The sequence below is a fragment of the Streptomyces sp. 2131.1 genome (assembly GCF_900105515.1).
In the GTDB taxonomy this organism is placed as follows: domain Bacteria; phylum Actinomycetota; class Actinomycetes; order Streptomycetales; family Streptomycetaceae; genus Streptomyces; species Streptomyces drozdowiczii.
In genome coordinates this window covers 6637956-6662944 of the sequence record NZ_FNSY01000001.1, presented here as the reverse complement: position 1 = coordinate 6662944, position 24989 = coordinate 6637956, and the positions used below count along the sequence as shown (strand labels likewise).

Below are 24989 nucleotides of genomic sequence, written 5' to 3'. Positions count from 1 at the left end.
TGCCGACGGGGTGCCGGCGCTTACCTCCATTCGACCCGGAGGAGGGCAGGGCGCACACGAGGCTTACGGCCCCGAGCGCCCTGCCGAAGGTCCCGGAAGCGGCCCGGTCAGCGCGCCGCCGTGGCCGTACCGGCGCGTTCGCCGGGCGCGGGAGCGGTCGCCCCGTCCGGTACGAGGGCGGCGAGGAAGGCGGTCCGGCGGCGGAGCGCGAACCCGAGCGATTCGTAGAGCCGGACGGCGCCGGTGTTGGCGGCGGCCGCGTGCAGGAACGGGGTGTCGCCGCGCTGCCGGATCTCGTGGGCGACGGCGCGCACGAGTCCGCCGCCGAGGCCCTGGCCGCGTACCGACTCGTCGGTGCAGACCGCGCTGATCTCGCTCCAGCCCGGCGGGCGCATGCGCTCACCGGCCATGGCGACGAGCACGCCGTCCCGCCGCACCCCCAGGTAGGTGCCGAGCTCGACGGTCCGGGGCTCGAAGGGGCCCGGCCGGGTGCGGGCGACCAGGCCGAGCATCTCCGGCACGTCGGCGGGGCCGAGCCGGACGGCTTCCGGGAGCGGGCCCGCGTCCACCCCGTCGTCCACGAGCTGGACGCCCTCCGCGTGGAAGGTGATCTCCCAGTCCTCCGGCGGGGGCTCCCGGAACGCGGTGATGGTGACGGCTCCCCCGGGTCCGGAGAGCGCCGCCGCATCGGCCCAGTCCGCGGGGCCCGGGTCCGGCGGGAGCGCCACCCAGGGGGCGACCGCGGCCGGGTAGCGCAGGACGCGGCCCCGGCGCTCGGCGAAGTGGGCGTGCGGGCCGCGCAGGGCGGTACCCACCGGGTCGTCCAGCGGGTGTCCGGGGTCCAGGGGCGCGGTCACGCGGTCACCTCGATCACGGTCTTGCCGAGTGCGTGGCCGTCCTCCACGGCGCGCAGCGCCTCGCCCGCCCGGTCGAGCGGGACGGTCCGGGTCACATGGGTGCGCAGGACCCCCTCGACGACCAGCCGTGCCACCTCGTCCAGGACAGCCGCGGTGCGGGCCCGCCGGACGGGTTCGCCGCCCAGTTCGGCCACCAGGGGCTTGCCGCCGGCGCTGATGAGCGCGGCGGGGTCGACGAGGGCGGCCGCTTCGCGCAGGGTCTCGCCGCCGACGAGGTCGAAGACGGCGTCCACGCCCTCGGGGGCGGCGGCCCGCACCCGGTCGGCGAGGCCGGGTCCCGACGGGATGTGCTCCGCGCCCTGGGACTCGACGAAGTCCTTCTTGGCGTCGCCCGCGACACCCAGGACCCGTACGCCTGCGTGGCGCGCGAGCTGGACGGCTGCGCTGCCGACACCGCCGCCGGCGCCGGTGATCAGGAGCGTGCTCCCGGGGGCGGGGGCGAGCTGGCGCACCCCGTCGTAGGCGGTGGCGGCGGCGACGGGCAGGACCGCGGCGTCGGTGAACGGCAGGCCGGCCGGTTTGTGGGCGGTGACCGCGACGGGCATCAGCGTGTACTCGGCGTACCCGCCGGTGAGCGGGTTGCCGAAGACGTCGTCGCCGGGCGCGAAGCCCTCGACGCCGGGGCCGGTCGCGATGACGACTCCCGCGGCCTCGCTGCCGAAGACCGTCGGGAAGGGCTGCGGGTCGCTGCCGGGCCTGGCGTAGCCGGTGCGCAGCTTCCAGTCCACCGGGTTGACGCCCGCGGCGCGGACGGCGACGAGCAGTTCGCCGGGGCCGGGTTCCGGCCGTTCCACGTCGGTGATCTCCTCCACCTCCGGTCCGCCGTTGCGGGTGAACACGTACGCCTTCGGCATGAGCTCCTTCTCCCTGTTCCGTGCTCCGGCGCCAGGCTGCGCGGCGCCACTGCAGCGGCAAGGACGCGTGGCGCGCGGCTATTCCCGTACCGTCGATTTCGACTCAACTACAGCCGCATATGAGCCGGTCGGTCCCTGCCGCGCGCGGCTTTGTGGCACGCTGGCCGTGGCCGTCCCACCGGGCTCCCCCGTACCGGTGGGGCGGTCTCCGTCGTACGGCGACGACCGCCCCGGGCCGGTTCAGCCGGCGTCGTGCCCGGGGGCCCGGCCCGCGTAGTAGGTGGCGACCATGTCCTCGTCGCCGTGCCCGTCCGCCTCCGCGCGCTCGAAGCGGGCGGCCGACGCGGCGGCCAGGTCCAGCCGGACGCCGGCCTGTGCGGCCGCGTCGAGGATGAGCCGGGTGTCCTTGAGGGCCGTGGACAGGGCGAAGCTCGGGGTGAGGTCCCCGTCGAGCACGGCGGCGGACTTGGCTTGGAGATAGCCCGAGTCGAGCGGACCCCCCTCGACCAGGCCGAGGAACGCGCGCGGGTCGACGCCGAGCCCTTCGGCGAGGTTCAGGCACTCCGCGACGCCGCCCACCATGTTGATCACCCAGGCGTTGACCACGAGCTTGAGCCGGGAGGCCGCGCCGGGCTCCTCACCGGCCCAGACCGTGCGCTGCCCGATCGCGTCCAGCACGGGCTCGACCACCGCGCGGGCGGCCTCGGGGCCGGAGACGAGGACGGTCAGCGCGCCCTGTTCGGCGGGCTGCCGGGTGCCGACGACCGGGGCGTCGAGGGCGACGAGCCCCAGGTCGGCGGCGCGCTGGGCGAGTTCGACGGCGCCCTCCGGGCCGACCGTGGAGGTCTGGAGGAGGACCTGCCCCCGGTGCAGCCCCTCGGAGGCGGCGGTGAGCGCGCCGGCGACGGCCGTCTTGTCGGTGAGCGCGGCGAGCACGACGTGGGCGCCGCGCACGGCCTCCTCCGCCGTCTCCGTGACGGTGGCGCCGTCGGCGGCGAGCGGGGCGGCCTTCTCCTGGGTGCGGTTCCAGGCCCGGACCTCCAGGCCGGCGCGGAGCAGGCTGCGGGCCATCGCCGCGCCCATGATCCCGGTGCCGAGTACGGCGACGACCGGCCGCTGCGGTGCTGCGGGGACTGCTGAGGTCATGGGGTTCCCTTCGTCGGCCGCGCACCGGGCCCGGTGCGCGGCGAATTCGGCTTCTCAGGGTTGCCGCAGCGCGCCCTCCAGGACGGCGGCGTGTACGGCTCTGGCGAGTCGCGCGCCCCAGCGGGAGCGCGGCCCGGCGAACGGTTCGGCGGCGCCGGTGTCCGGCGGGGCCGCGGGCGCGGCGACGCACACGGCGTCCGTGGGGGTGCCGGAGCAGTCGAGCCCGGCGTCCAGGAGCGCCTGCACCTTGGCCTCCGTGGCGGTGGCGACGGCGTTGACCAGGGCGGCGTCGGACAGCGGCACCGGGAATATCACCACGATGTTGACGGTGCCGGGAGGCGGCGGTCCGCCGGTGCCCTCGCCGGGGACGGCGGCCCAGCCGCGTACGCCGAGGCCGCAGGTGGCGGTGGCGTGCACGCCCTCGTCGGCCGCGGTGGTGTACGCGGTGACGTCGGCGGCGGTCATCAGGCCGGCGCCGGGGCCGTCGAGGTGTGCGGCGGCGGCGATCTCGGCGAGGTGGCGGTCCGGGTCCGTGCGGGGATAGCCGCCGGGCACCTGGGCGTTGAGGATCCAGCCGCGCGGGCCGATGCCGCCGCCCAGGACCGCGCTGCTGCACACCCGCCAGCCCGGCCCCAGCCGCCACACGAGGTGGTGCAGGTCCACGCCGTCCTCGCGCCGGGCGAGCAGCTCCCCGCGTGGTCCGGGGAGCCGGATGCGTACGGAACGGATGGGGCACCCCCGGAATGGCGCGGCAGGACGCCGGTCGGCACGGACCCGTTGATCATATGTGCCGGGTCCGGGGCCGCCGGGAGCCGCCCCGGACCCCTCCCCGCGCCCCCGCCACCCGGCCCCGTTCACCCGGATGGCGTAACCGGCGCAAGAGCCGCGCAGCCGCTTCACGCGGGGGCTGCGCGGGTCCGGGGCGGATACCGCGCCCCGCCCCCGGTGGCCGGGCGGTTGCAGCGCCCATCCGGGTGAGGCGCGATGGAATCCGGACGCGTCTTCTCTGCTGGACCCACCCACAGGACGCGCCCGGGCGAGGAGGAATCGGATATGGGAGCCGCTGACGGTTTCACGGATTCCGGAGAGCTCGACGGCCTGACGGTGTACGACACCGAGGGCGAGAAGATCGGCAACGTGGGCCGCGTGTATGTCGACGACAGCACCGGCCGCCCGGACTGGATCACGGTGAAGACCGGCCTGTTCGGCATGAAGGAGAGTTTCGTGCCTCTCGCCGGAGCCCGTCGAGTGGGCTCCGACCTGCACATCTCCCACGGCAAGGACCAGGTCAAGGAAGCTCCGAGGGTGGACGCGGACGCGCATCTGTCCGTGTCCGAGGAGGAGGAGCTGTACCGCCACTACGGTCTGACCCGGAACAGCAAGAGCAACCTCGGCGAGCGTTCCGGGACCGGCGCACCGACGACCACGGGCACCGGGACCATGGGCGCGGCCGGAACCGGGGCTGCGGCCGGTGCCGGAGCCGGGGCCATGGGTGCGGCAGGCACCTCCGGCACAAACCGGACCCAGGCGGCCGGCACCGGCAGGCACCGGGACACCGACGCCGCGGGTACCGCCACGGGCCGGCCGCTGGCCGGAGCCGGCGCGGGCACCCAGCGGTCCGGCGCCGACCTGGGCGGCAAGGAGGAGATGATCCGCTCCGAGGAGCAGCTGCACATCGGCACCGAGGAGTACGAGAGCGGCAGGGCCCGCCTCCACAAGTACGTCGTCACCGAGAACGTCACGCGCAGTGTGCCGGTCTCGCACGAGGAGGTACGCGTGGTCCGTGAGCCGCTGCAGCCGGGCGACAGGACGGCTGCCCGCGGGGACCTCACGGAGCAGGACGTGGAGGTCACCCTGCACGCGGAACGCGCCACGACGCGCAAGGAGACCGTCCCGGTCGAGCGCGTCCGGATGGAAACCCAGAGGGTGACCGAGCAGAAGGAGGTCTCCGCCGAACTGCGCAAGGAGCAGATCGACTACGCGGACGGCACCACCAAGGGCGGCAAGGACATGCCCGGCAAGGACAGCGGCGGCGACATGGGCCGAGGACGCCACCGCTGACCCCCCGCCGGCATGACTGCCGCACCGCACCACAAGCGAAGGGCGGGCCCGCCGACGGGCCCGCCCTCTCGCGTCCCCGGGTGGTGCCAGGGGCAGGAAGCGTACGGAGGGCCTGCCCCGCGGCCCCTCCGGGGTCACGACGGCCCGCACCCGGTGGACCTCCTCGATCAGCTCCCCGGTGATCACCTGCCCGGGCGATACGCCCGCGACCGCCCGACCCCGCTCAGGACCACGATCCGGTCGCAGAACATGGCGGCCGGAACCGAGCAGCACACGGCGGTCCTCGGCAACGCCGCGAGTGTGCGGGGCAGGCGCCCCGACGCCAGGGGGTTTACCGGACGCCCCTGCGGTGGAGTTCGACCGGCCCGGGCACGCCACCACGGGCGTCCGCGCAGCTCAGCGGCGCCCGTGGCCGTCGTGGGGCGGCCGCTCACGGGCGCTGGAGGGCGACCACCGCGTTGTGCCCGCCGAAGCCGAAGGAGTGGCTGACGGCCCGGCCGACGGGGCGCACCAGGGGCACCTTGGTGACGCAGTCGATGTCGAAGCCGGGTGCGGGGGCGTCCAGGTTCGCGACGGGCGGGACGACCCCGCGCTGGAGGGTGAGGATCGTCAGCCCGGCCTCGATCGCCCCGGCCGCGCCCATGCAGTGGCCGAGCACACCCTTGGGGGCGGTGACGGGCGGCCGGTGCGGGTACACCCGGCTGATCAGCGCGGCCTCGGCGGCGTCGTTGCGTACCGTCGCGGTGCCATGGGCGTTGACGTGCTCGACCTCGTCGGCCCGCCACCCCGCGTCGCGCAGCGCGGCCTCGACGGCGGCGCGGGCGATCCGTCCGTCGGGGTGCGGGCTGGTGGGGTGGTGGGCGTCCGTGGTGGCGCCGGTGCCGGCGAGCAGGGCCCTGGGTTCGGCTCCCCTGGCCTCGGCGTCGGCGGCACGTTCCAGCACCATGACGGCGGCTCCCTCGCCCATGACGAGTCCGGCCCGGTCGGCGGCGAAGGGCCGGCTGAGCCGGGACAGGTCGCCGTCCGCGTGGGCGGCGGCCCCGGACCGGGCGAACCCGGTCATCGCGATCGGGAAGACCGTCGACTCGGTGGCGCCCGCGATGGCCACGTCGCACTGCCCGGTGGCAAGCAGGTCGCGGGCGACGGACAGCGCGGTGACACCGGACGAACAGGCCGTGCAGGGGGCCATGCTGGGTCCGGTGGCCCGCATCTCGATCGCGATCTCGGCGGCGGGCATGTTGGGAATGGTCAGCAGGACACCGGCGGGCGAGGTGGCCTCGGGGCCCCGCCGTTCCAGGACGAGCGCCTGGTCGGTGAGGTGGGCGGAGCCGCCGCTGCTGGTGCCGACGACGACGGCGACCCGGCTGCCGTCCCAGCCCGCCGGGTCGAGCCCGGCGTCGGCGACGGCCTCCCGGGCGGCCAGGACCGCGAACTTGACGTACCTGCCCATCCGGAAGGCCGTACGGCGGCCGACCGCGGCGTCCAGGTCGATGCCGTCGACGACGCAGGCGAAGTCGATCGCGCACCCTTCGAGCGCGGGAACGGTTCGGGCCGGGCTCACCGCGGCGCACACCCCGTCCCAGGTGGACTCGGTGTCGTTGCCGACCGGGGTGATCATGCCCAGCCCGGTGACGGCGATGGCCGGTGTCCTCATCGGGCGGTGCCCGCGGCCGCGTGGAGGTGCGCCGTGAGTTCGGCGAGGGTGGTCCCCCGGGTCAGCGTGCCGGTCGCCAGCTCGACGCCGGTGGTCTCCCGGAGGACGACGGCGAACTCCGCGGCCGCGAGGGAGTCCATGTCCAGGCCGTCCATCGTGGCTTCCGGGTGGATCTCGGCCACCGGAACCTTGAAGGTACGGCTCAGTACGTCGGTGATGCGGGGGTCGATCGTGCTCATGGTCTTCCTTTCCTCATGGCATCGCGTGCGGTCTCCGGGGCCGGTGCACACGGCCCGACGCCGGAACAACTGAGCAGCGTCGATCCGGTTACGCCTTGCGGCGAACCGATTCGGCACCGCTCGTCCGCGGCTCTCCGGTCCAGCGTGCGAGCAGGGCGACGGTGGTCCAGTACGCGAGGAGTACGGCCCCGGTCCCGAGCCCCTGTACGGTCCGCGCGGCGCGGGGCGTCCGGGTGCCCCTCATCGCCCCGCCTCCCGGTGCCAGTGGGCGTCGGGATCGTCGTAGGCGTCGGCGTAGCGGGCGCCCGTGATCGGCCAGTCGGCGAGCATCTCGTCGGGGAAGGCGAAGGAGTCGGCGAGTTCGGGGAGATGGGGCGCCACCGCGGCGATGAGCTGTTCGGTGCGGTCCGTCAGCGCCTCGACCTGACCGGCGCTCAGGTGGCCGGCCGCGAGGAGGTCGCCGCTGACGCGGGCGATCCGGCCGAGAGCGAACAGCCGGGCCAGCTCGTCCAGCCGGTCCCGGTCGGCCCCGGCGGGCAGCGCCTCGACCGCGTCGGCGTACGCCTCGGCCGCCTCCCTGCAGGCGTGCGCGTCGACGCCGCGCAGGGCGGGGCCCGATGCGGCGTTCCACCGCTCCAGCGGGTTTCCGTGGGCGACCGGTGCCATGCGGGCGGCGGCGCGCGCGAACCACAGCTGCTCCGCCCGTGCCAGGAGCCCGGCCAGGAACCGCAGGTCGGTGAGGTCGCCGGCGGCCGGGGCGGGCGGCTCGTGCGCGGGGCCGGCCGCGAGCAGGGCGGCGGCGGCCCTGGCGTGGACCGCGAGGTTGTCGCCCTCGGCGGTGATGGCGCCCTCGACGCCGGTGACGAGCACGGACATCCCGTTGTTCTCCAGCAGCCCCTGGGCACCGCAGCGTTCCCGGGACTCCACGATGACGGCGCGGGCCTGCCAGGTGATCCAGCCCTTGGCGATGTCGACCAGCCGTTCGGCCGCCTCGCGCGCGGACTCCGGCCCGGATTCGGCCGCCTCCCAGCGGGCCAGGACGCGGCGGTGCAGCAGGCTCATGGCGAAGACGGTCGCCATGGCCTCGGCGAGCGGCCCGTGGTGGGTGCGGTACGCGAGCACCGGCAGCCGCGCCCCGCGCCCGGCGGAGACATGGCGGTGGCCGCCGTAGCGCACCGCGACGGCCAGTGTGGCGCGCGCGGAGCCGACGGCGCTGGCGCTCATGCAGATCCTGCCCGCGACGACCCGGGCGATGGAGGCGAGGAAGCGGCGCCTGCGGCCCTCGACGGCGCTGCGGAAGACCCCGTCGTCGTCGATCCGCCCCTGCGGCCCCGTCAGCAGCGCGTCGCGGCCCACGAAGACGTGGTCGAAGGAGGTCAGGCTGTGGTCGACGGGGCTGCCCATGCGCGCCGGGAGCCTGCGCACCCGTACGCCGGGCAGCGGCCCGGTGGCGTCGGTGAGGGGCACCAGCAGCAGGAACACCCCGTGGTCGGTGCCGTCGACGAGCAGCCGGGCGGCGACCAGCCCCGACTTGGGGCCGCCGGCGGGGCCGGTGTTGGGCATGAACTTCTGCGCGCCGCAGTGCGGGGTGTGCAGCACGAACCCGCCGCGCACGGGGTCGAAGGCGGCGGTCGTCTCGACGGCGGCCGCGTCGTTCCCGTGCGCCACCTCCGTACACAGGAAGGTCCCGGTGCGCCGCAGGTCGAGGAAGTCGGACAGGTCGCGGGGGCCGTCGGCCCCGTGGTCGAGGAGGCTGCCGAGGAACAGGTTGTAGTGGATGCCCGCGATGGTCGCGAGGGCCGGGTCGACGGGGGCGAGCCATTCGTGCAGCGCCGCCAGCGCCCGGGGATCGGCGGCCGGGCGGGCGGCGCTGTCCAGGGCGTCGTTGAGAGTGCGCAGCCGGGCGTACGCCCGGGCGAGCCGTTCCTCGGGGGTGCCGCCGGCCTCCGGCCCGGGGGGCAGGCGGAACGGTTCGGTGGCGACGAGCCGCCGCCAGAAGCCGTGCTCGCGGCGGGCGTCGGCGCCCAGGAGTACGGAGGTGAGCGGGCGTTCGAGGGGCTCGGCGCCGGTCCCCGTGGCGCCGGTGCCGGTGAGCGTGGTGGTCATACAAAGCTGAACGACCGGCGCACGGTCAGGACACCGGGGTCGCGCAGTTGTTCACCTGTCGGCGTGCCGGGCGCGTTCGAAGGCGAGCACGACGTTGTGGCCCCCGAAGCCGAAGGAGTGGCTGACCGCCCGCCGGACCTCCTGGCGGCGCGGCTGCTTGGTCACGCAGTCGATGTCCCACTCGGCGGGCGGCGCGTCCAGGTTGGCGACCGGCGGGACCAGCCCGTGTTCCAGGGTCAGCACGGTGGCGGCGGCCTCGATCGCCCCGCCGGCGGCGAGCGTGTGCCCGAGGACGCCTTTCGGGGCGGTGACCGAGGGGCGGTGCGGGAAGAGGCCGGCGATCAGCGCGGCCTCCATCGCGTCGTTGAGCGGGGTCGCGGTGCCGTGGGCGTTGACGTGGTCGACCTGGTGTCCGTCCCAGCCCGCCGATTCCAGGGCGGCCTCGGCGGCGCGGCGGGCACCCCGGCCCGCGGGGTCGGGGGCGGTGGGGTGGTGGGCGTCGGTGGCGGATCCGGACCCGGCGAGCACCGCCCGTGCGCGGGCGCCCCGGGCGGCCGCGTGCCCGGCGCGTTCCAGGACCAGCACGGCGGCGCCCTCGCCCAGGACGAAGCCGTCGCGGTCGGGGGCGAAGGGGCGGGAGGCGCCCGCCGGATCGCCGGTGCGCGTCGACAGCGCGCCCAGCTGGGCGAAGGCGGCGACCACAAGAGGCGTGAGGACGGACTCCGCGCCGCCCGCGACGACGATGTCGCACCGGCCGGCCGCGAGGAGGTCGTGTGCGGTGGCGAGGGCGGTGGCGCCCGAGGCGCAGGCGGTGGCCGGGGCGAGGCTGGGGCCGTACGCCCCCAGGTCGACGGCGATCTCGCCGGCGGCCGCGTTGGGCATCATCATCGGCGCGAGGAGCGGTGAGACGGCCTGCGGGCCGCTCGCGTCGAGCCGGCGGACGTTGTCCACGAGGACGGCCACCCCGCCCACGCCGACGCCGAGCACGACGCCGACCCGGCCGCCGTCCCAGCTCTCCGGGCGCAGTCCGGCGTCGGCGACGGCCCGGCGCGCGGCGACCAGGGCCATCTTGACGAACCTCGCCATCCGCCAGCTGGACCGGCCGCCCACGGCCTCGTCCAGGTCGGTCGCGTCCGCCCGGCAGGCGAAGTCGGCGGGCAGCCCGGCCAGTTCCTCGCAGCGCCGGGCCGCCGAACGGCCCGCGCACAGCCCCGCCCAGAAGGCGTGCTCGTCGTCGCCCACGGGGGTGACCAGGCCCAGTCCCGTCACCACGGTCGTCGTCCTCGCGTCCCGCTCCATGCCACGGCCCTCCCCTGTGTCGTCCGGTTCTCTCAGTGGCAACGCGCGGGGGCTGGGAAGGGTGCGGGCGGTTTCCGTCACCCCAGGTCGAGGGCCGCACGCAGTTCCGCCTCGTCGGGCGGGTTCGCCCCGGCCCGGGCGACGGTGACGGCCGCCGACGCAGCTGCGTGGCGCAGCACGTCGCCCACGGTGTCCCGGTCCGCCGAGCGCAGCCGTTCCCGGCCGGAGCCGCCTAGCAGGCCGTGGGCGGCGAGGGCGTGCAGCGTGCCGGACATGAAGGCATCCCCCGCGCCCACGGTGTCGACGACTTCGACGGGCAGCGCGTCGGTGTACACCCACCCGCCGGGCAGCAGAGCCGTGGCCCCGTCGCCGCCCCGGGTGACGAGGACCAGGGCCGGACCGGCGTCGAGCCACCGCTCGGCGGCCTCCGTCGCGTCCCGGCCCGGATACAGCCAGTCCAGGTCCTCGTCGCTGGCCTTGACCACATCGCTGAGGCCCACGCACCGCTCGACCCTGCGCACGGCGTCCTCGTGGTCCCCCATCAGCGCGGGCCGCACATTGGGGTCGTAGCTGACCGTGGCGGCCTCCCGCAGCGACTCGACGGCGGCGAGCACGGCGGCCGCCCCGGGCTCGGTCACCGCGGCGATCGACCCGGTGTGCACGTGCCGGGGGCGCCGGTCGAGGACGACCGGGCCGAGCGTCCAGGCGATGTCGAACGCGTACGAGGCCCGCCCTTCGCCGTCCAGGGTGACGACGGCCGACGGGGTGGGGCCCGGGGCACCGTCCGTGCGCACCTCCACCCCTCCCCCGGCCAGGTGCGCACGGATCAGCCGTCCGTTGTCGTCCGGTCCGAGCTGGGTGAGCAGGGTCGCGTCGTGCCCCAGCCTGGCGAGCCCGTGGGCCACGTTCGCCGGGCTGCCCCCGGGGTGGACCCGGTCAGGGGCGCCGGGGAGCCGGACGATGTCGGCGACGCATTCACCGATGACCAGGAAGTCGGGGTGGTCGGGCATGGGGGCGTGGTCTCCCTCGGTGCGGTGACGGAATGGCGGGGTCCGGCCGCCGCTACGGCGTCCCGGGCCCCCAGCACCCTCGCACGCGACGCTCCACGGACGCGTGTGCGGGCGCCGCGCGCCGCAGGCCGGCTACCCCTCCAACGCGTCCGCCACCTGCTCCAGGAACCGCGCGTGGGCGTGCGCGCTGCACACCGGCTCCGGGTTCCACGGAACCACGCGGGCCGCTGCGGCGACGGCCGCCCAATCGGGGTTGTCGCGCAACTCGTCGAGCGGGGTGGCGTTGGAGCGGATGTCGGCGAGGACGACGTCGGGGCGCAGCGCGGCGGCGTCGGCCCAGCCGGTCGTGGACCAGTTGACGCCGGGGCCGTCGGCGGGCTCCAGGAGGCAGACGCCCAGGTCGGCGAGGACCCGCAGCTCGGGCCACATGCGGGGGCGGGCGAGGTGCGCCTGCTCCTGGCCGGCCGGTGACAGGGCGAGGACCCTCGCCCTGTCGGGGCCCTCGGTGAGCGCCCGCAGCCGCGCCCTCGCCACGTCCAGCTCCGCGGTCGCCGCCGCGGGCTCCTCGGCGCCGAGCGAGCGCGCCAGCTCCGCGAAACGGTCGCCGACTTCGGCGAGGGTACGGGCCTGGCCCACGTCGATGACGACGACCGGGACGTGGCCCTCCAGGTGCTTGGCCGTCTCCGGGTCGAGGCCGTAGACCTGGCCGCCGCCGTAGCTGACGGCGACGACGAGGTCGGTCGCGCCGCTCAGTAAGGCGTCGACGTCCAGGGCGGTGCCGGCACCGGCGTACGCGATGCCGTCCAGGGGCAGCGACCCGGTCTTCGCGGGGTCCGGGGCGGCCGGGGCGTCGTGGCCGGAGCCGAAGAGCCCGGCCGGGCGTATCCCGTGGTCCCACAGGGTCGCCCCGGCCTGGATATAGGCGAGCACCCGCTGCGGGCGCTCCCCGGTTGCCGACAACTGCCCCCGGTCATCGGTGAATTGCCACACGGTCTGCTCGCTCACGTCACACGCCTCCCACCGGGACCCGCCGCCCGGGTGACGGCGGTCGACGAGTACCTGCCCAGCAGATGCGGGCGGCACCCGCCGGGATGGAAACCGGCTGGAGGTGCGCCGGAGACGGCCTAGGAATCCGGCTGCGTGCCGCGTACGAGATACGTGACGGGGCCCGGGTCCGGGACCTGGATCTCGGTGAAGCCGAGCCGGTCGTAGAAGGCCCTGGCGGGGGTGTTGGAGGTGAGCATGGAGAGGTGCACGCCCCGCACCCCCCGGGCGTGCAGGGCCGCGAGGAAGGTGTTCATCAGCGCCCTCCCGTACCCCTTGCCCTGCCAGTCGGGCAGCAGGTCGATGTGCAGGTGGGCCGGGTGGTCGGCGACCTCGGGCAGGACCATGCGCTCCGGGTTGTGCAGGAGGGCGGTCATCTCGTCGCTGGGGCTCCGGGGCGGGCCCCCAGGCAGGGGGTAGCGGTCCGCGACCCGGGGCAGCCAGTGCTCGCGGAACTCCTTGACGAAGCGCGGGGTGTCGGCCGTGCCGAGGATGTAGCCGACCGCGCGGCCCGTGCCGTCGTCGAGGACGAACGTCAGCTCGGGTTCGAGGTGGGCGTAGGGCGTGGCGAAAATGGCCGGCACCAGTTCGTGGTCCGGGTAGATGTCCCGGGCGTCGCCGCCGCCGGCGGCGGTGCGTATGCAGATGTCCGCGAGCGCCGCGCTGTCGTCGGGTCGGTAGGCCCGTGGGCCGGGAAGGATCGTCACGGGCTCATCCTGCCGACCCGGAGAGCGCTCCCACAAGGGTCTCAGGGATTGACGGCGGTGAGGAGGACGACGGCGTCCTCCAGGGCGAGCAGCCCGTGCCGCTCCTGCGGGATCGGGTGCAGCCGTCCGGGTGTCAGTTCCACGTCGCCGGAGACGGCGGTGAGCCGGACGGAGCCGCGCAGGACTTGGAGCGAGGCGGCGGGCGGGGCGTTGTGCTCGTCGAGCGCGGAGCCGGACGTCAGGGCGATGACGGTCTGCCGCAACGGGTCCTGGTGGAGCAGGAGGTGGGCGCTGCGGCCGTGCGGGGCTTCGCGGGCGGCGGCCAGGTGCTCGGCGGCGAGGGCATTCAGATCGTTCGGAGCGTCCATATGCCCACTGTGCCGCAGCCCCGGCCCGCCCGCGAACCTGCCGTACGGGGCTGGACGCGCTCCCACGCGCCCGGCCCCGTACGCCCGTGGCCTCGTCAGGCGCGCAGCCACACCGCCGTGTCCCGCGGGAGGCGGCCCGCCTCGTCCAGCGGCCCGCTGGTGAGCAGCAGCGCGCTGTGCGGGGGCAGCTCCGCAGGCTCGGCGGCCAGGTTGACGACGCACAGCAGTCCGTCGGTCCTGGCGAAGGCGAGCACCCCCGGCGCGGCGTCGAGCCAGGTCAGCCGCTGGATGCCGGGCTCCCCCTCCGTACCGAAGCCCGGCTCGGTGCGCCGCAGCCGCAGGGCCTCGCGGTAGAGGCCGAGCATGGAGTCCGGGTCGCCGTTCTGGATGTCGGCGGCGTATCCGGACCAGCCCTCCGGCTGCGGGAGCCAGGGTTCCGCGGTGGCGCCGAATCCGGCGTAGGGCTCGCCCGCCGCCCAGGGCATGGGCACGCGGCAGCCGTCCCGGCCCGGGTCGGTGCCGTTCTTCCGGAAGTGCATCGGGTCCTGGATGCGGTCCAGCGGGATGTCGGCCTCGGGCAGACCGAGTTCCTCGCCCTGGTAGAGGTAGGCGGCGCCGGGCAGGGCCAGCGAGAGCAGGGCGGCGGCGCGGGCGCGGCGGGTGCCGAGCGCCAGGTCGGTGGGGGTGCCGAAGGCCTTGGCCGCGAAGTCGAAGCCGGTCTCCTCACGCCCGTACCGGGTGACGGTCCTGGTGACGTCGTGGTTGCAGAGCACCCAGGTGGCGGGGGCGCCGACGGAGGCGTGCTCGGCGAGGGTGTCGTCGATGGCGCCGCGCAGCTTCTCCGGCTCCCAGGGGCAGGCGAGGAAGTTGAAGTTGAAGGCGGTGTGCAGCTCGTCGGGGCGCAGGTAGCGGGCGAAGCGCTCGGTGTCGGGCAGCCAGACCTCGCCGACGAAGACGCCGCCGTACTCGTCGGCGATGGCACGCCAGGAGCGGTAGATGTCGTGGAGTTCGTCGCGGTCGACGAAGGGGTGCGGGTCGCTGCCGAGGGTGAAGTCGGGCAGCGCGGGGTCCTTGGCGAGGAGGGCGGCGGAGTCGATGCGTACGCCGGCGACGCCGCGTTCGAACCAGAAGCGCAGCACGTCCTCGTGTTCGCGGCGGACGGCGGGGTGGGCCCAGTTGAGGTCGGGCTGCTGGGTGGCGAAGAGGTGGAGGTACCACTCGCCGTCGTCGAGCCGGGTCCAGGGGGTGCCGCCGAATTCGGAGACCCAGTCGTTGGGCGGGATCTCGCCGTTCGCGCCGCGGCCCTTGCGGAAGTGGAAGAGGTCGCGCTCGGGGCTGCCGGAGCCGGCTTCGAGGGCGGCGCGGAACCAGGCGTGCTGGTCGGAGACGTGGTTGGGCACGATGTCGACGATGGTGCGGATGCCCAGCTCGCGGGCCTCGGCGATGAGTTTCTCGGCTTCGGCGAGGGTGCCGAACGCGGGGTCGATGGTGCGGTAGTCGGCCACGTCGTAGCCGCCGTCGGCCAGCGGTGAGAGGTACCAGGGGGTGAACCAGAGGGCGTCGACGCCCAGTTCGACGAGGTAGGGCAGCCTGGCCCGTACCCCTGCCAGATCGCCGGTGCCGTCGCCGTCGCCATCGGCGAAGCTGCGTACGTAGATCTGGTAGATGGCGGCGTCGCGCCACCACTGTGCGGTGGCCTCGGACGGACGGTTGGCTGCCACTGACGTTCCTTTCGGGCAGGTGGGACTCCGCCGCCGGCCCGGCAGGCGGGGCAGGATGGGTGGGCCGGCGGCGGAGTGCTGAGGGGTTGGCGGCTGGTGGGGCGGGCGTCAGCCCTTGAGGCCGCCCGCGGTGAGACCGCTCATGATGTTGCGCTGGAAGAGCAGGAAGATCAGCAGCGTCGGGATCGACGCGATGGTGAGCGCGGCGATGAGGACGTTCTCGGGGACACCGCTGGCCAGGGAGTAGATGCCCACGTTGAGCGTCTGCTTGCCGGGGTCGGGCAGGGTGAGCATCGGCCAGAGGAAGTCCTTCCACACGCCGACGACGGCGAAGATGGAGACGACTCCGAGGATCGGCCGCGAGATGGGCAGGATGATCGAGCGCAGGGTGCGCAGCGGTGAGGCGCCGTCCATGGCCGCGGCGTCGAGGAGCTCGCCGGGGATGGAGTCGAAGAACCGCTTCAGCAGGAAGATGTTGAAGGCGTTGGTGACGGACGGCAGCCAGATCGCCCAGGGCGAGTTGACGAGGTTGCGCTGGACCAGGGGGACGTCGAGGACCGTGAGGTACTGCGGGACGACGAGCACGGTGGCCGGGATCATCAGCGTGGCCAGCATCATGCCGAGGATGACCTTGCCGAAGACCGGCCGCAGCTTGGACAGCGAGTAGGCGGCGGCGACGTCGAAGATCAGCTGGAAGGCGAGCGCGCCGAAGGCGTAGTACAGGGTGTTGAACAGCAGCTTGGACAGGTCCATGACGGTCCATGCCTGGCTGTAGTTCTCGGTGTGGATGGAGCTGGGGAAGGCCGTGGGCGGGCTCTGCACCACCTCCTGGGTGGTCTTCAGGCCACCGGTGACCATCCAGTACAGGGGCCCCAGGAAGACCGCCGTGAACACGACCATCACCAGACCGAAGACGATCCAGTAGACGGCCTTGCCGCGGGGCCTGCCGAGCTGGGCCGGCGAGATCAGGGTGCGCTGGCGGGCGCGCTCGGCGCCGCCCTCGGACCTGCGCCGTGCGGACTTGCGTGAGGTGCTCCCGCGCCGGGAGACAAGCGTGTTCGATGCCATGGTCCTGGCTCCCGTCCTAGTCTTCGCTGCTGCGGCTCAGTCGTACGTACACCGCGGAGAATCCCGCGAGGACGACGAGCAGGACGAGGCCGAGTGCCGCCGCGCTGCCGTAGTTGTTGAAGTTGAAGGCGTACTGGTAGATGAGGTAGACCACGGTGGTGGTGGAGCCCTCGGGGCCGGCGCCGTTGGTGAGCAGGAACGGCTCGGTGAAGACCTGCATCGTCGCGATGATCTGCATGAGCAGCAGGAGCGAGAGGATGAGGCGGGTCTGCGGGATGGTGACGTGCCAGATCTTGCGCAGCAGTCCCGCGCCGTCGAGTTCCGCGGCCTCGTACAGCTCGCCGGGGATGCCCTGGAGCGCGGCGAGGTAGATGAGGGTGGCGCCGCCCATGTTCATCCAGGTCGCCGCGATGACGACGGAGAGCATGGAGGTGCTGGTGTCCTGGAGCCATTGCTGTTCGGGCAGGTGGAAGATGCCCAGGATGCGGTTGAAGAGGCCGTAGCCGGGGTCGTAGAAGTACTTGAAGAGCAGCACCGAGGCGACCGGCGGCAGCATCACGGGGAGGTAGACGAGCAGCCGCAGGTAGCCCTGTCCGTGCCGGAACTCGTTGAGCACCACGGCGACGGCGAACGGGACGACGAAGCCGAGGAGCAGGGCGAGCACCGTGAAAAGGAGGGTGTTGCGCCAGGCCTGCCAGAAGGCCGGGTCGTTGAACACGTACGTGAGGTTGGACCAGCCGGCCCAGGTGGTGGTGCCGTCCTCGTTCTTCTGGAAGGCCAGGATGAATTCCCGGACCATCGGATACCAGGAGAAGAGCGAGAAGCAGAGCACCGCTCCGATCAGGAAGCCGTGCGCTGAGATGTTGCGGCGCAGGGCGCGCAGGAACTCCTCGCGGGCGGAGTCCCGGCGGGCGGGGCCTGGGTGTCCTGGGCGAGGCCTGGTCGCCTTGCGGGGGGACAGGGTTGGGGCCGACATGGTGTCTCCTCGGTGCCGGTGTGCTGCGAGCGCGGCAGCGGACGGGGGCGGATGCGGGGCCGAGTCCGCGTGACCCGGCCCCGCGCGTCCGTTACTGGTTCGCCAGGACCTGGTTGACCTGCTGCTCGGCGGTGGAGAGCAGCTTGTCGACGTCGGCGTTCCTGTTGGTCAGGACGCCCGACATGGCGTTGTCGAGGATCTTGTAGATCTCCTGGGCCTTCGGGGGCTCGGCCTTGCCGGGGACGGGGTTGTCCATGAAGGCCTTGAAGTTCTCGACGGGCATCGTCGCGTTCGCGGCGCGCGCGGCGTCGTCCTTGGTCTTGCTCTCGCCGAGGAAGAAGTTCGGCTGCGGCAGTCCGACGGGGAGCTTGTCGGCCTTGGTGCGGGCCCAGTCGAACTGGCCCTTGCCGGGGGTGAGGTTCTTGAAGTTGAGCCAGGCGATGGCGGCCTTGATCTGGTCGGGCGAGCTGCCCTTCTTGATCAGGTAGTTGTTGCCGCCGAAGAGGGTGCCCTTGGCGCCGGGGATCGGGCCCAGGCCGAAGGTCTCGTACGAGGCGCCGAGCTGTTGCACCATGTAGGCGATGTCGTCGGGGGCGGCGAGGAACATGCCGAGCTTGTCGCTGGCTATCTGCTTCTGGAGGTCGCCCCACTTGAGCAGCTGGGTCTTGCCCATGCTGTCGTCCTCCCAGCGCATGTCGTGCAGCTGCTGGAGGACCTGCTTGCCGGTCTCGTTGTTGAAGGCGGCCTTCTTGCCGGTGGCGTCGACGACATCACCGCCGAGCCCGAACTGGGTGGCGGCGAAGTGCCAGCCGCCGTTGTTGCCGGCGCTGTACTCGCCGTAGCCGGAGATGCCCTTGCCGAGGCCGGCGATCTTCTTGGCGGCGGCGCGGACCTCGTCCCAGGTGGCAGGCGGGGTGTTCGGGTCGAGGCCGGCCTGCTTGAACAGCTTCCGGTTGATCATCAGGCCCATGGTGTAGTTGCTGGTCGGCAGGCCGTACAGCTTGCCGTCCTTGCGGGCCACGTCGACGACCTGGGGCTGGATGTCCTTCAGCGCGGGGACCGTCTTGTCCGTGACGTAGGCGGAGATGTCCTCGGCCCCGTCGTTGTCCAGGACCTGCTGGAGGTCGCTGAAATAGGCGTAGAAGACGTCGGGCTGCGACTTCCCCTTCAGCATGGCGGTGAAGCGGGGCGGCTCGTTGCACTGACCCGGGGTGGACTTCCCGTTGATCGTGACGTTCGGGTACTTCTCGTTGAACGTCTTGATGTCCTCCTTCCACTCCCGCAGCTCCGCCGCCTTGGCCGCCGGCGGCATGCAGTCGATCGAGATCGTCACCTTGGTCTTCGGGTCCAGCGGAGCCGAAGGGTCGGACGATCCCTTGGACGAACTGCTCGAGTCGTCGTCCTTGCTGCTGCTCGTGCCGCAGGAGGCGAGCGAGGTCAGGGCAAGTGCGGTGACAAGGGCAGCCGCGGAGGCGCGGCTGATACGGCGTGTGCGGCGCAACCCAGCACTTCTCATCGATGGTCCCCTTCGGGCATGAGCGTGGATGGCCCTCGGCCGACTGACTGCCGGGGCGAGGCACACTCAACCAGCGTCGACATGTGAACGCAATATCTCGCGCAGTTTTCGTAAAAGTTTGACAGCCATGGGTACGCCGCATGCGGAATCAGGCGCGTGGACAGCATGGGGCGCCGCCCGGCGGACCGGACGGCGCCCCTGTACGCGGGAATTGCTACGGGTTGATGTTGATCTTCATGGTGGACGTCGTGTTCTTCACGTCCTGGGCGTTGTCGCTGAACCTGAGCCCGTTGAAGGTGACCTCACCGACGGCGGGCCCCTGGCCGGCCTCGGGCATCTCGTTGGCCCACAGCCCGAAGCCGGACTTGGCGTCGAAGGCGTCGCCGCTCTTGCGTGCGCCGGAGATGGAGATGTCGGTCAGGATCGTGTCCTTGATCGGGAACTGCGGCCGGCCTCCCACGTAGTTGGTCTGGAACATGATGCCGCTGTACGTCGGGTCGACGATGTCGACGTGGTTGATCCGGATGCCCTGGAAGACCTTGGAGGCGGAGAACAGCCAGATGGCGGGGAAGGTCTGCGAGCCCCAGAAATGGCCGCCGGAGCGGACCACGGAGACGTTCTCGATGGTCGTCGGACCGGTCCCGAAACCGTTCATCGGGTAGCCGAAGTCCAGCGAGCTGACCGTGATCCCGGAGTAGACCAGGGTGTCCGCGATGCGGATGTTGCGGAAGGTGTTGTCGTAGCCGCCGTAGACGGCCACACCCGCCGCGCGCCAGGTCAGGAGGGACGTCAGGTTCTCGTAGACGTTGTTCTTCATGTCCGCGCCGCCGGAGTCGATCGCCGAGAACAGCGCGAAGCTGTCGTCACCGGTGGCCCGCGACTCGTTGTTGACGACGTGGTTGTCCGTCGAACCGTTGGTCATGTTGATGCCGTCGGCGAACGTGTTGCGGATACGGGAGTTCTTGATGGTGATGCTGTCGGTGTTGGCGCCCCAGTAGAGGCACACCGTGTGCTCGTCCCAGATGTTGTCGATCACCACGTCCGAGACGTTGGAGAAGTCGAACACCTTGCCCGGTCCGTCGATGCGCGAGGTGTAGTTCCCGAAGTACGCGAAGTTCGCGAACGTCGACCCCTTGGCACTGGCCTCGGCCCGGAAGCCGATGTCGGTGTTCTCCTGCGTCGAGGGCGCGTGGAACCTGGTGTACCAGGGCCCCGCACCGATCACCTTGACCGCTCTGCCGTACACCTGGAACTTGCTGGCGGTCTCGTAGTCGCCGGCCGGCAGGTAGACGCCCACCAGCTTGCCCGTGGTGTCCATCCGCACCTTGTCCAAGGCGTTCTGGACGTCCTGGTGGGTGAATCCGGTCGGAACGGCGTAGGCGGCCGGGTCCGGGTTGGCGATCTGGGTGGCCTGCTCCAGGCCGATGAAGTCGATCGCGTAGGTGCTGGTGTTCGCCGCGTCCTTCTGCAGCCGGATCCTGCTCCCCGCCGGGACGGTCTTCCCCAGCATCACGTTGGCCTCGTCGTAGATGTGCCGGGGTGAACCGGAGCCCGGGGAGTTGCCGGGGCCGGTCTCGGCGCCGTACAGCCAGGCGTACTTCGAGGTCAGGTCGATCGCCTTGAGGAAGGCGCCGTCCACGTAGATGTTGAGCTTGGAGTCGATCCCGCCGCCGCCCGCGGAGTCCGGGATGGAGTAGCGGGTCACCAGGGTGTTGGTGCTGGCCCTGGTGGTGAACTCGACGTAGTTGCCGGTGTCGTTCAGCGTGACGGCCTTGCGGCCGGACGCCTCGCCCGCGACGTCGCCGACGGTCCTGTTGGGCCCGACGACCTTCGCGCCGCCGCCGGTGACGCCGTCCTCCGCCTCATAGGTGTCGTACGGCATGTTGGCGCCGCGCCCGACGAAGAAGGAGCTGCTGGCGGTGTTGTTCTCGCGCTTGACCGGAAGTTCCTGGGCGTCGTCCGCGACGACCGTCCTCACGGTGTACGAGCCGTTGACCGCCGTCCAGGAGCCGAGGTTCACCGGGGCGCTGGTGGCGCCGGCGGCGATCGAGCCGTTGTAGCTTCCGGTGAGGGTCTTCACCGTGGCGCCCTTGGAGTCGAGCAGGGTCACGGTGACGGCGTGACCGCCCGAGGCCGAAGCGACCGTGCCCTGGTTCCTGATGGCGACGGTGAAGGTGACGTTGTCGCCCTGGGCCGGGGCCGAGGGCGAGGTGGTGACCGCGGTGGGCACCAGGTCGGAGCTGGCGACCGGCTTCACGACCAGGCCGGAGGCGCTGGTGTAGGTGTTGTCGGTCTCGTTCTGCTCGATGATCTGGTTGTCCGGGTCGGCGACCGCGCTCAGCGTGTACGTGCCCGCGTCGCGCGCCCCGATGTCGGCAGTGACCTGTGCGGAGGCCCCGGCGGCGAGCGCACCCACGTTGGCGGTGGCGACCTTGGTGCCGCCGAGCCGGAATTCGAGCTTGCCGGCCGGGGCGGCGACGGCGCCGGTGTTGCGCACCGTCGCGGTGAGCGTGACCGGGTCCGACTCGACGGGTGCGGCCGGGCTCGCCGTCAACGCGCTGACCTGGAGGTTCGGATTGGGAGCCGGGGCACCCAGCACCTGGAACTCCGCGACCTGCCCGGCGGGCGCGCCGGTGTTGGAGGTGAACTTCAGCTGGACGTCGGCGACCCGCGCGTCGACCGGGATGGTCACCGTGTTGCCGCTGCCCGGGCTGAACGCGTAGTCCTTCGCGGCGACCAGGCTCGTGTAGACCGAGGCGCTCTGCTCACGCCCGAGGACCTGGATGTTCTGGGTCCTGGCCCCCCAGCTGCTGTCCGGGTTGAGCTTGACGACGACGCTCTGGGTGTCGGCGTTGGCGCCCAGCTTCACCGTGAGGGTGTTGGGGTAGCTGCCGCCCGCGCCCTCCCAGTAGGTGGAGAGCTGGTTGTCGTTGGCGTTCTCCGCGACGAAGGTGTGCACCACGGAGGAGGCGGTGACGGGCTTGCCGACGGCCAGGTTGGAGGCGGTGCCGGTGGAGCCGTTGCGGGTGACGGTGTTGCTGTCACCCGAGACGTTGCCCGCCGCGTCCCTGGCCCGCACATAGTACGAGACGGTGGCACCGGCGGGCTGGGTGTCGGTGTACGTGGTGACATCGCCGGCCACGCTCTTGCGCAGCACGTTGTTGGCGTAGATGTCGTACCCGGTGACGCCCTTGTTGTCGCTGGACGCCGTCCAGGCCAGCTTGATCTGCCCGGAGGCGGGCTCGGTGAAGCTCAGGTTCGCCGGTGCGGTGGGCGCCTGGGTGTCACCGGAGTCCCCCTTGCGGGTGACGGTGTTGCTGTTGCCGGAGACGTTGCCCGCCGCGTCCTTGGCCCGCACGTAGTACGAGACGGTGGCACCGGCGGGGCGGGTGTCGGTGTACGTGGTGACGTCACCGGCGACGCTGGTCAGCAGGGTGTTGTCGGCGTAGATGTCGTACCCGGTGACGGCGGTGTCGTCCGTCGACGCCTTCCAGGCCAGCCTGATCTGGCCGGTGTCCGGTTCGGTGTACGCCAGTTGCGTCGGGGCGCTCGGTGCCTGGGTGTCACCGGACTCGGGGCCGTAGATCTCCAGCTCGGAGACCTGGGCGCCGGGCTGGACGGTGTTGGCGCTGACCAGGACGCGGACGTAGCGGGTGGTGGTGGCGTCGAGGGTGACCGTCGCCGTCTCGCCCGATCCGGGGCTGAAGGAGTACGCCTTGGCCTGGGTGAGGTCGCTGAAGTCCGAGCCGTTGGCGCTGCCCTGGATCTTCAGGGTCTGGCTGCGGGTCTCCCAGCCGTCGGGCAGCCGCAGCACCACGCGGTCGACCCGGACGGACGAACCCAGGTCGGCCTGGATCCACTGCGGCAATTCGTTGTTGCGGCTCTCCCAGTAGCTGGCCCGGTTGCTGTCGTTGGCGTTGGCCGCGACGTACGTCTGGGTGTAGCTGCTGGCGGTGAGGGGGCGCCCGGCTGCGAGGTTGACCGAGGACTCCGCCGCGGCCCGGACCTCCATCTCGGCGAGCTGGCCGTTGACGGCCCCGGTGTTCGCGGTGATGTCCGCCCGTACGAAACGGGCCCGGGTGGCCGGGAAGCCGATGGTCACCGTGTTGGAGCTGCCCGGCGCGAAGCTGTAGGAGGCCGAGGTCTTCAGCGTGGAGAAGCTGGTGCCGTCGACGCTGCCCTGGAGGGAGAGCGTCTGGCGGCGGGCCGACCAGTCGGCGGGGAGCTTCAGCGTGACCTGGTCGATGCGGGTGACCTTGCCCAGGTCGCTCTGCACCCACTGGGGCAGGGACTTGCCCGACCCCTCCCAGTACGTCGACTGCTGCCCGTCGGCGATGTTCCCGGCGGACTTCCCGCTGCTCGCGGCGGTGCGGTGGCCGGCCGCGATGTCCGGGCCGCCGGCGGCCGAGGCGTTCAGCGCCGGCCAGGCGACCATCATCAGGCTGGTGGAGACGGTCGCGGAAAGGATCCGCCATCTCCAGCGTCGCGTTCTCATCTGTCCCCGATCTGCCGCCTCGGCACGGGGTGGCCGAGGCGCGGCTCAGTCTGCGAAACCTGCCCGTACATGAATTCCTGCACCGACAGGATGGCCTTTTGCGTTTTGCGGTCAGAGAGTTGCAGAGAACTGACATGGAGTCCACCGTTCCGGCAGAAGTCGGCGACTCCGCAGGACGGGTGCACCGGAGCCAACTAGCGTGACATTAAGGGCAATTGATGCCGCGCCGACGGTGTCCTTTACCACCGCCCCTCAACGCAAGGAATTTGCGCGTCTACGCAAACCGCTGAAAGCTGCCAGTTGGGAGGGGGTGATCCCCCGGGGTGTTCCGGGCATGAAGAAGGGCGGGACCGCCTCCGCGGACCCGCCCCTCGTTCTCTTCGCCCGTCAGCCGGAACGGTTCACCTGGCGGGGCTCCACCGGTACCGGACGTCCGGCTCCTTCTCCTCGTTGCGGCTGCCGTCGTCGAACGCGACCGCGGTGAACCCGTGGCGCTCGTAGAACGCCCGCGCCGCGGCGTTGCGCTGGAAGGTGTACAGGGCGAGCCCCTCCGGGCGGGCTGCCTTGGCCGCTTCCAGCAGGAGCGAACCGATGCCTCGGCGGCGCAGCCCGGGGGCGATGTAGAGGTGCTCCAGCTCGGTACCGTCCAGCGAGACGAAGCCTGCGATCCGCGTCTCCCCGCCCTCACGAGTCTCGGCCACCAGGACGTCGGTGCCGGGGAGCACCACATGGGTCAGCCAGGCGAGGGTGGCCTCGTCGCTGTGCACCCGGGCCAGGTACGGCATGGCGGCGGCGCGGGATTCGAGGAAGAGCCCGGTGAGGGGGCCGGCATCGTCCGCACGCGCTGCGCGGAGCACGGCGGGAATGCTGTCCGACGGCATGGGTTCGCTCCTGTCCGAGGGGCCGCCGCCGGGGCGCGGGGCACACGGTGATCGAACGTACGTCGGGCCCGGTCCGGATCTCCATAGGATAAGAGCGCCCTGTCCCACCCGGTGCCCGCCCGCGGCACCCGCCCCCGCCGAGGAAACGACGTAACGGTGTACCAGCCCCATGTGTTCACACTGACCGAGGACGGATACCGGGGGCCCGCACCCTGCTGGCCCGCCGGCACTCCCTCCGTGTGGCAGGTGGACACGAAGCAGGTCGCCGGGACCGCCCGGTCGCTGGCGCCCCGCATCCTCGACGCCTCGGAGCTCGAACGCGTGAAGAAGCTCGCCTTCCCGGCCGACCGCGACTGCTACACCGCCGCCCACGTGGCTCTGCGGCTGCTGCTCGGCGCCCGCCAGGGCGTCGCCCCGGAAGCCGTACGGCTGACCCGGGAGCGCTGCCCGTCCTGCGCCGGCCCGCACGGCAGGCCGGCGACCGACGGCGGGGTGCACTTCTCGCTCTCGCACACCCGGGACGTCGCGTTGCTGGCCTTCGCGGACGTACCCGTCGGCGTGGACGTCGAACGCGTCCCCGAGGCGCGGGTCGTGGCCGAGATCACGGGGCAGCTGCACCCGGCGGAGGCTGCCGAGCTGGCCGAGCTTCCGCGGGAGGGGCGGCCCGCCGCCTTCGCCCGGGTGTGGACCCGCAAGGAGGCGTACCTCAAGGGCGAGGGCATCGGCCTCGCGGGCGGTCTGAACCGGGAGCACGTGGGCACCGGCCCGCGCCCGCTGGGCCCGCCGGGCTGGACCGTCACCGATGTGGCCGCCCCCGCCGGGTACGCGGCGGCGGTGGCCGTCCGGACGGCGGGGCGGGCACCCGGCGAGGGCCGGGACCCGCGAAAATGACCGCACGGGCACATCGCACCGACCGACCGATACGGA

General features: G+C 72.7%; 21 protein-coding genes and 1 pseudogene. 2 read left to right on the top strand and 20 right to left on the bottom strand.

Going from position 1 to position 24989, the window contains the following annotated elements:
* Window positions 1-107: 107 nt before the first annotated feature.
* The 4 genes from BLW14_RS29590 to BLW14_RS29575 all read right to left on the bottom strand — a co-directional run bounded on the left by BLW14_RS29590 (window position 108) and on the right by BLW14_RS29575 (window position 3580).
* Complete coding sequence (locus BLW14_RS29590; RefSeq protein WP_093710179.1) at window positions 108-857, bottom strand: GNAT family N-acetyltransferase; 750 nt, start codon at window positions 855-857, stop codon at window positions 108-110.
* Window positions 854-1771 (bottom strand): NADP-dependent oxidoreductase, encoded by a 918-nt coding sequence (locus BLW14_RS29585; protein ID WP_093710178.1) that lies wholly within the window; start codon window positions 1769-1771, stop codon window positions 854-856. Before BLW14_RS29585 ends, BLW14_RS29590 begins: the two co-directional genes overlap by 4 nt.
* A gap of 240 nt (window positions 1772-2011) precedes the next feature.
* Window positions 2012-2917, bottom strand: a complete 906-nt coding sequence (locus tag BLW14_RS29580; protein ID WP_093710177.1) for an NAD(P)-dependent oxidoreductase — start codon at window positions 2915-2917, stop codon at window positions 2012-2014.
* Between the two features lie 54 nt (window positions 2918-2971).
* Entirely contained in the window at window positions 2972-3580 is a 609-nt protein-coding gene (locus BLW14_RS29575) for an adenosylcobinamide amidohydrolase (RefSeq protein ID WP_093710176.1), read from the bottom strand.
* A 390-nt stretch (window positions 3581-3970) separates the two neighbouring features.
* Between BLW14_RS29575 and BLW14_RS29570 the strand changes: the two genes are divergently transcribed.
* A complete protein-coding gene (locus BLW14_RS29570) occupies window positions 3971-4978 on the top strand; it encodes a PRC and DUF2382 domain-containing protein (RefSeq protein ID WP_093710175.1) in 1008 nt (335 codons plus the stop codon).
* Window positions 4979-5068: 90 nt separating this feature from the next.
* Here the strand turns inward: BLW14_RS29570 and BLW14_RS35355 are convergent.
* The 16 genes and pseudogenes from BLW14_RS35355 to BLW14_RS29500 all read right to left on the bottom strand — a co-directional run.
* Window positions 5069-5277: pseudogene (locus BLW14_RS35355) on the bottom strand (ABC transporter ATP-binding protein); the annotation flags it as partial.
* A gap of 131 nt (window positions 5278-5408) precedes the next feature.
* On the bottom strand, window positions 5409-6632 hold the full coding sequence (locus tag BLW14_RS29565) for a beta-ketoacyl-[acyl-carrier-protein] synthase family protein (RefSeq protein ID WP_093710174.1): 1224 nt from the start codon (window positions 6630-6632) through the stop codon (window positions 5409-5411).
* Window positions 6629-6871 (bottom strand): acyl carrier protein, encoded by a 243-nt coding sequence (locus tag BLW14_RS29560; protein ID WP_093710173.1) that lies wholly within the window; start codon window positions 6869-6871, stop codon window positions 6629-6631. Before BLW14_RS29560 ends, BLW14_RS29565 begins: the two co-directional genes overlap by 4 nt.
* Window positions 6872-6959: 88 nt before the next feature.
* Window positions 6960-7115, bottom strand: coding sequence for a hypothetical protein (locus tag BLW14_RS34660; protein ID WP_177154143.1), 156 nt, complete (start codon window positions 7113-7115; stop codon window positions 6960-6962).
* Window positions 7112-8977, bottom strand: a complete 1866-nt coding sequence (locus BLW14_RS29555; RefSeq protein ID WP_093710172.1) for an acyl-CoA dehydrogenase family protein — start codon at window positions 8975-8977, stop codon at window positions 7112-7114. The genes BLW14_RS34660 and BLW14_RS29555 overlap by 4 nt, the downstream gene beginning before the upstream one ends.
* 51 nt (window positions 8978-9028) lie before the next feature.
* A complete protein-coding gene (locus BLW14_RS29550) occupies window positions 9029-10276 on the bottom strand; it encodes a beta-ketoacyl-[acyl-carrier-protein] synthase family protein (RefSeq protein WP_093710171.1) in 1248 nt (415 codons plus the stop codon).
* Window positions 10277-10353: 77 nt separating this feature from the next.
* Window positions 10354-11286, bottom strand: a complete 933-nt coding sequence (locus BLW14_RS29545; protein WP_093710170.1) for a carbohydrate kinase family protein — start codon at window positions 11284-11286, stop codon at window positions 10354-10356.
* Window positions 11287-11418: 132 nt separating this feature from the next.
* Window positions 11419-12291, bottom strand: a complete 873-nt coding sequence (locus tag BLW14_RS29540; protein ID WP_093710169.1) for a substrate-binding domain-containing protein — start codon at window positions 12289-12291, stop codon at window positions 11419-11421.
* Between the two features lie 119 nt (window positions 12292-12410).
* Window positions 12411-13037, bottom strand: coding sequence for a GNAT family N-acetyltransferase (locus BLW14_RS29535; protein ID WP_093710168.1), 627 nt, complete (start codon window positions 13035-13037; stop codon window positions 12411-12413).
* 41 nt (window positions 13038-13078) lie between these two features.
* Complete coding sequence (locus BLW14_RS29530; RefSeq protein WP_093710167.1) at window positions 13079-13405, bottom strand: cupin domain-containing protein; 327 nt, start codon at window positions 13403-13405, stop codon at window positions 13079-13081.
* A 95-nt stretch (window positions 13406-13500) separates the two neighbouring features.
* Entirely contained in the window at window positions 13501-15126 is a 1626-nt protein-coding gene (locus BLW14_RS29525; RefSeq protein ID WP_093710166.1) for a glycoside hydrolase family 13 protein, read from the bottom strand.
* 108 nt (window positions 15127-15234) lie between these two features.
* Window positions 15235-16194, bottom strand: coding sequence for a carbohydrate ABC transporter permease (locus BLW14_RS29520; protein WP_177154142.1), 960 nt, complete (start codon window positions 16192-16194; stop codon window positions 15235-15237).
* 16 nt (window positions 16195-16210) lie between these two features.
* Window positions 16211-17170, bottom strand: a complete 960-nt coding sequence (locus tag BLW14_RS29515; protein ID WP_018524582.1) for a carbohydrate ABC transporter permease — start codon at window positions 17168-17170, stop codon at window positions 16211-16213.
* Window positions 17171-17261: 91 nt separating this feature from the next.
* Window positions 17262-18686, bottom strand: coding sequence for an extracellular solute-binding protein (locus BLW14_RS29510; RefSeq protein ID WP_093710165.1), 1425 nt, complete (start codon window positions 18684-18686; stop codon window positions 17262-17264).
* Window positions 18687-18900: 214 nt separating this feature from the next.
* The gene (locus BLW14_RS29505) at window positions 18901-23181 is read right to left on the bottom strand and encodes a discoidin domain-containing protein (RefSeq protein WP_093710164.1); all 4281 of its coding nucleotides are present in this window, start codon (window positions 23179-23181) and stop codon (window positions 18901-18903) included.
* Window positions 23182-23582: 401 nt separating this feature from the next.
* The gene (locus BLW14_RS29500; protein WP_093710163.1) at window positions 23583-24062 is read right to left on the bottom strand and encodes a GNAT family N-acetyltransferase; all 480 of its coding nucleotides are present in this window, start codon (window positions 24060-24062) and stop codon (window positions 23583-23585) included.
* 171 nt (window positions 24063-24233) lie between these two features.
* On the opposite strand from BLW14_RS29500, the gene BLW14_RS29495 reads away from it, so the two are divergent.
* Window positions 24234-24953 (top strand): 4'-phosphopantetheinyl transferase family protein, encoded by a 720-nt coding sequence (locus BLW14_RS29495; RefSeq protein ID WP_256332912.1) that lies wholly within the window; start codon window positions 24234-24236, stop codon window positions 24951-24953.
* The last annotated feature ends 36 nt before the right edge of the window (window positions 24954-24989 follow it).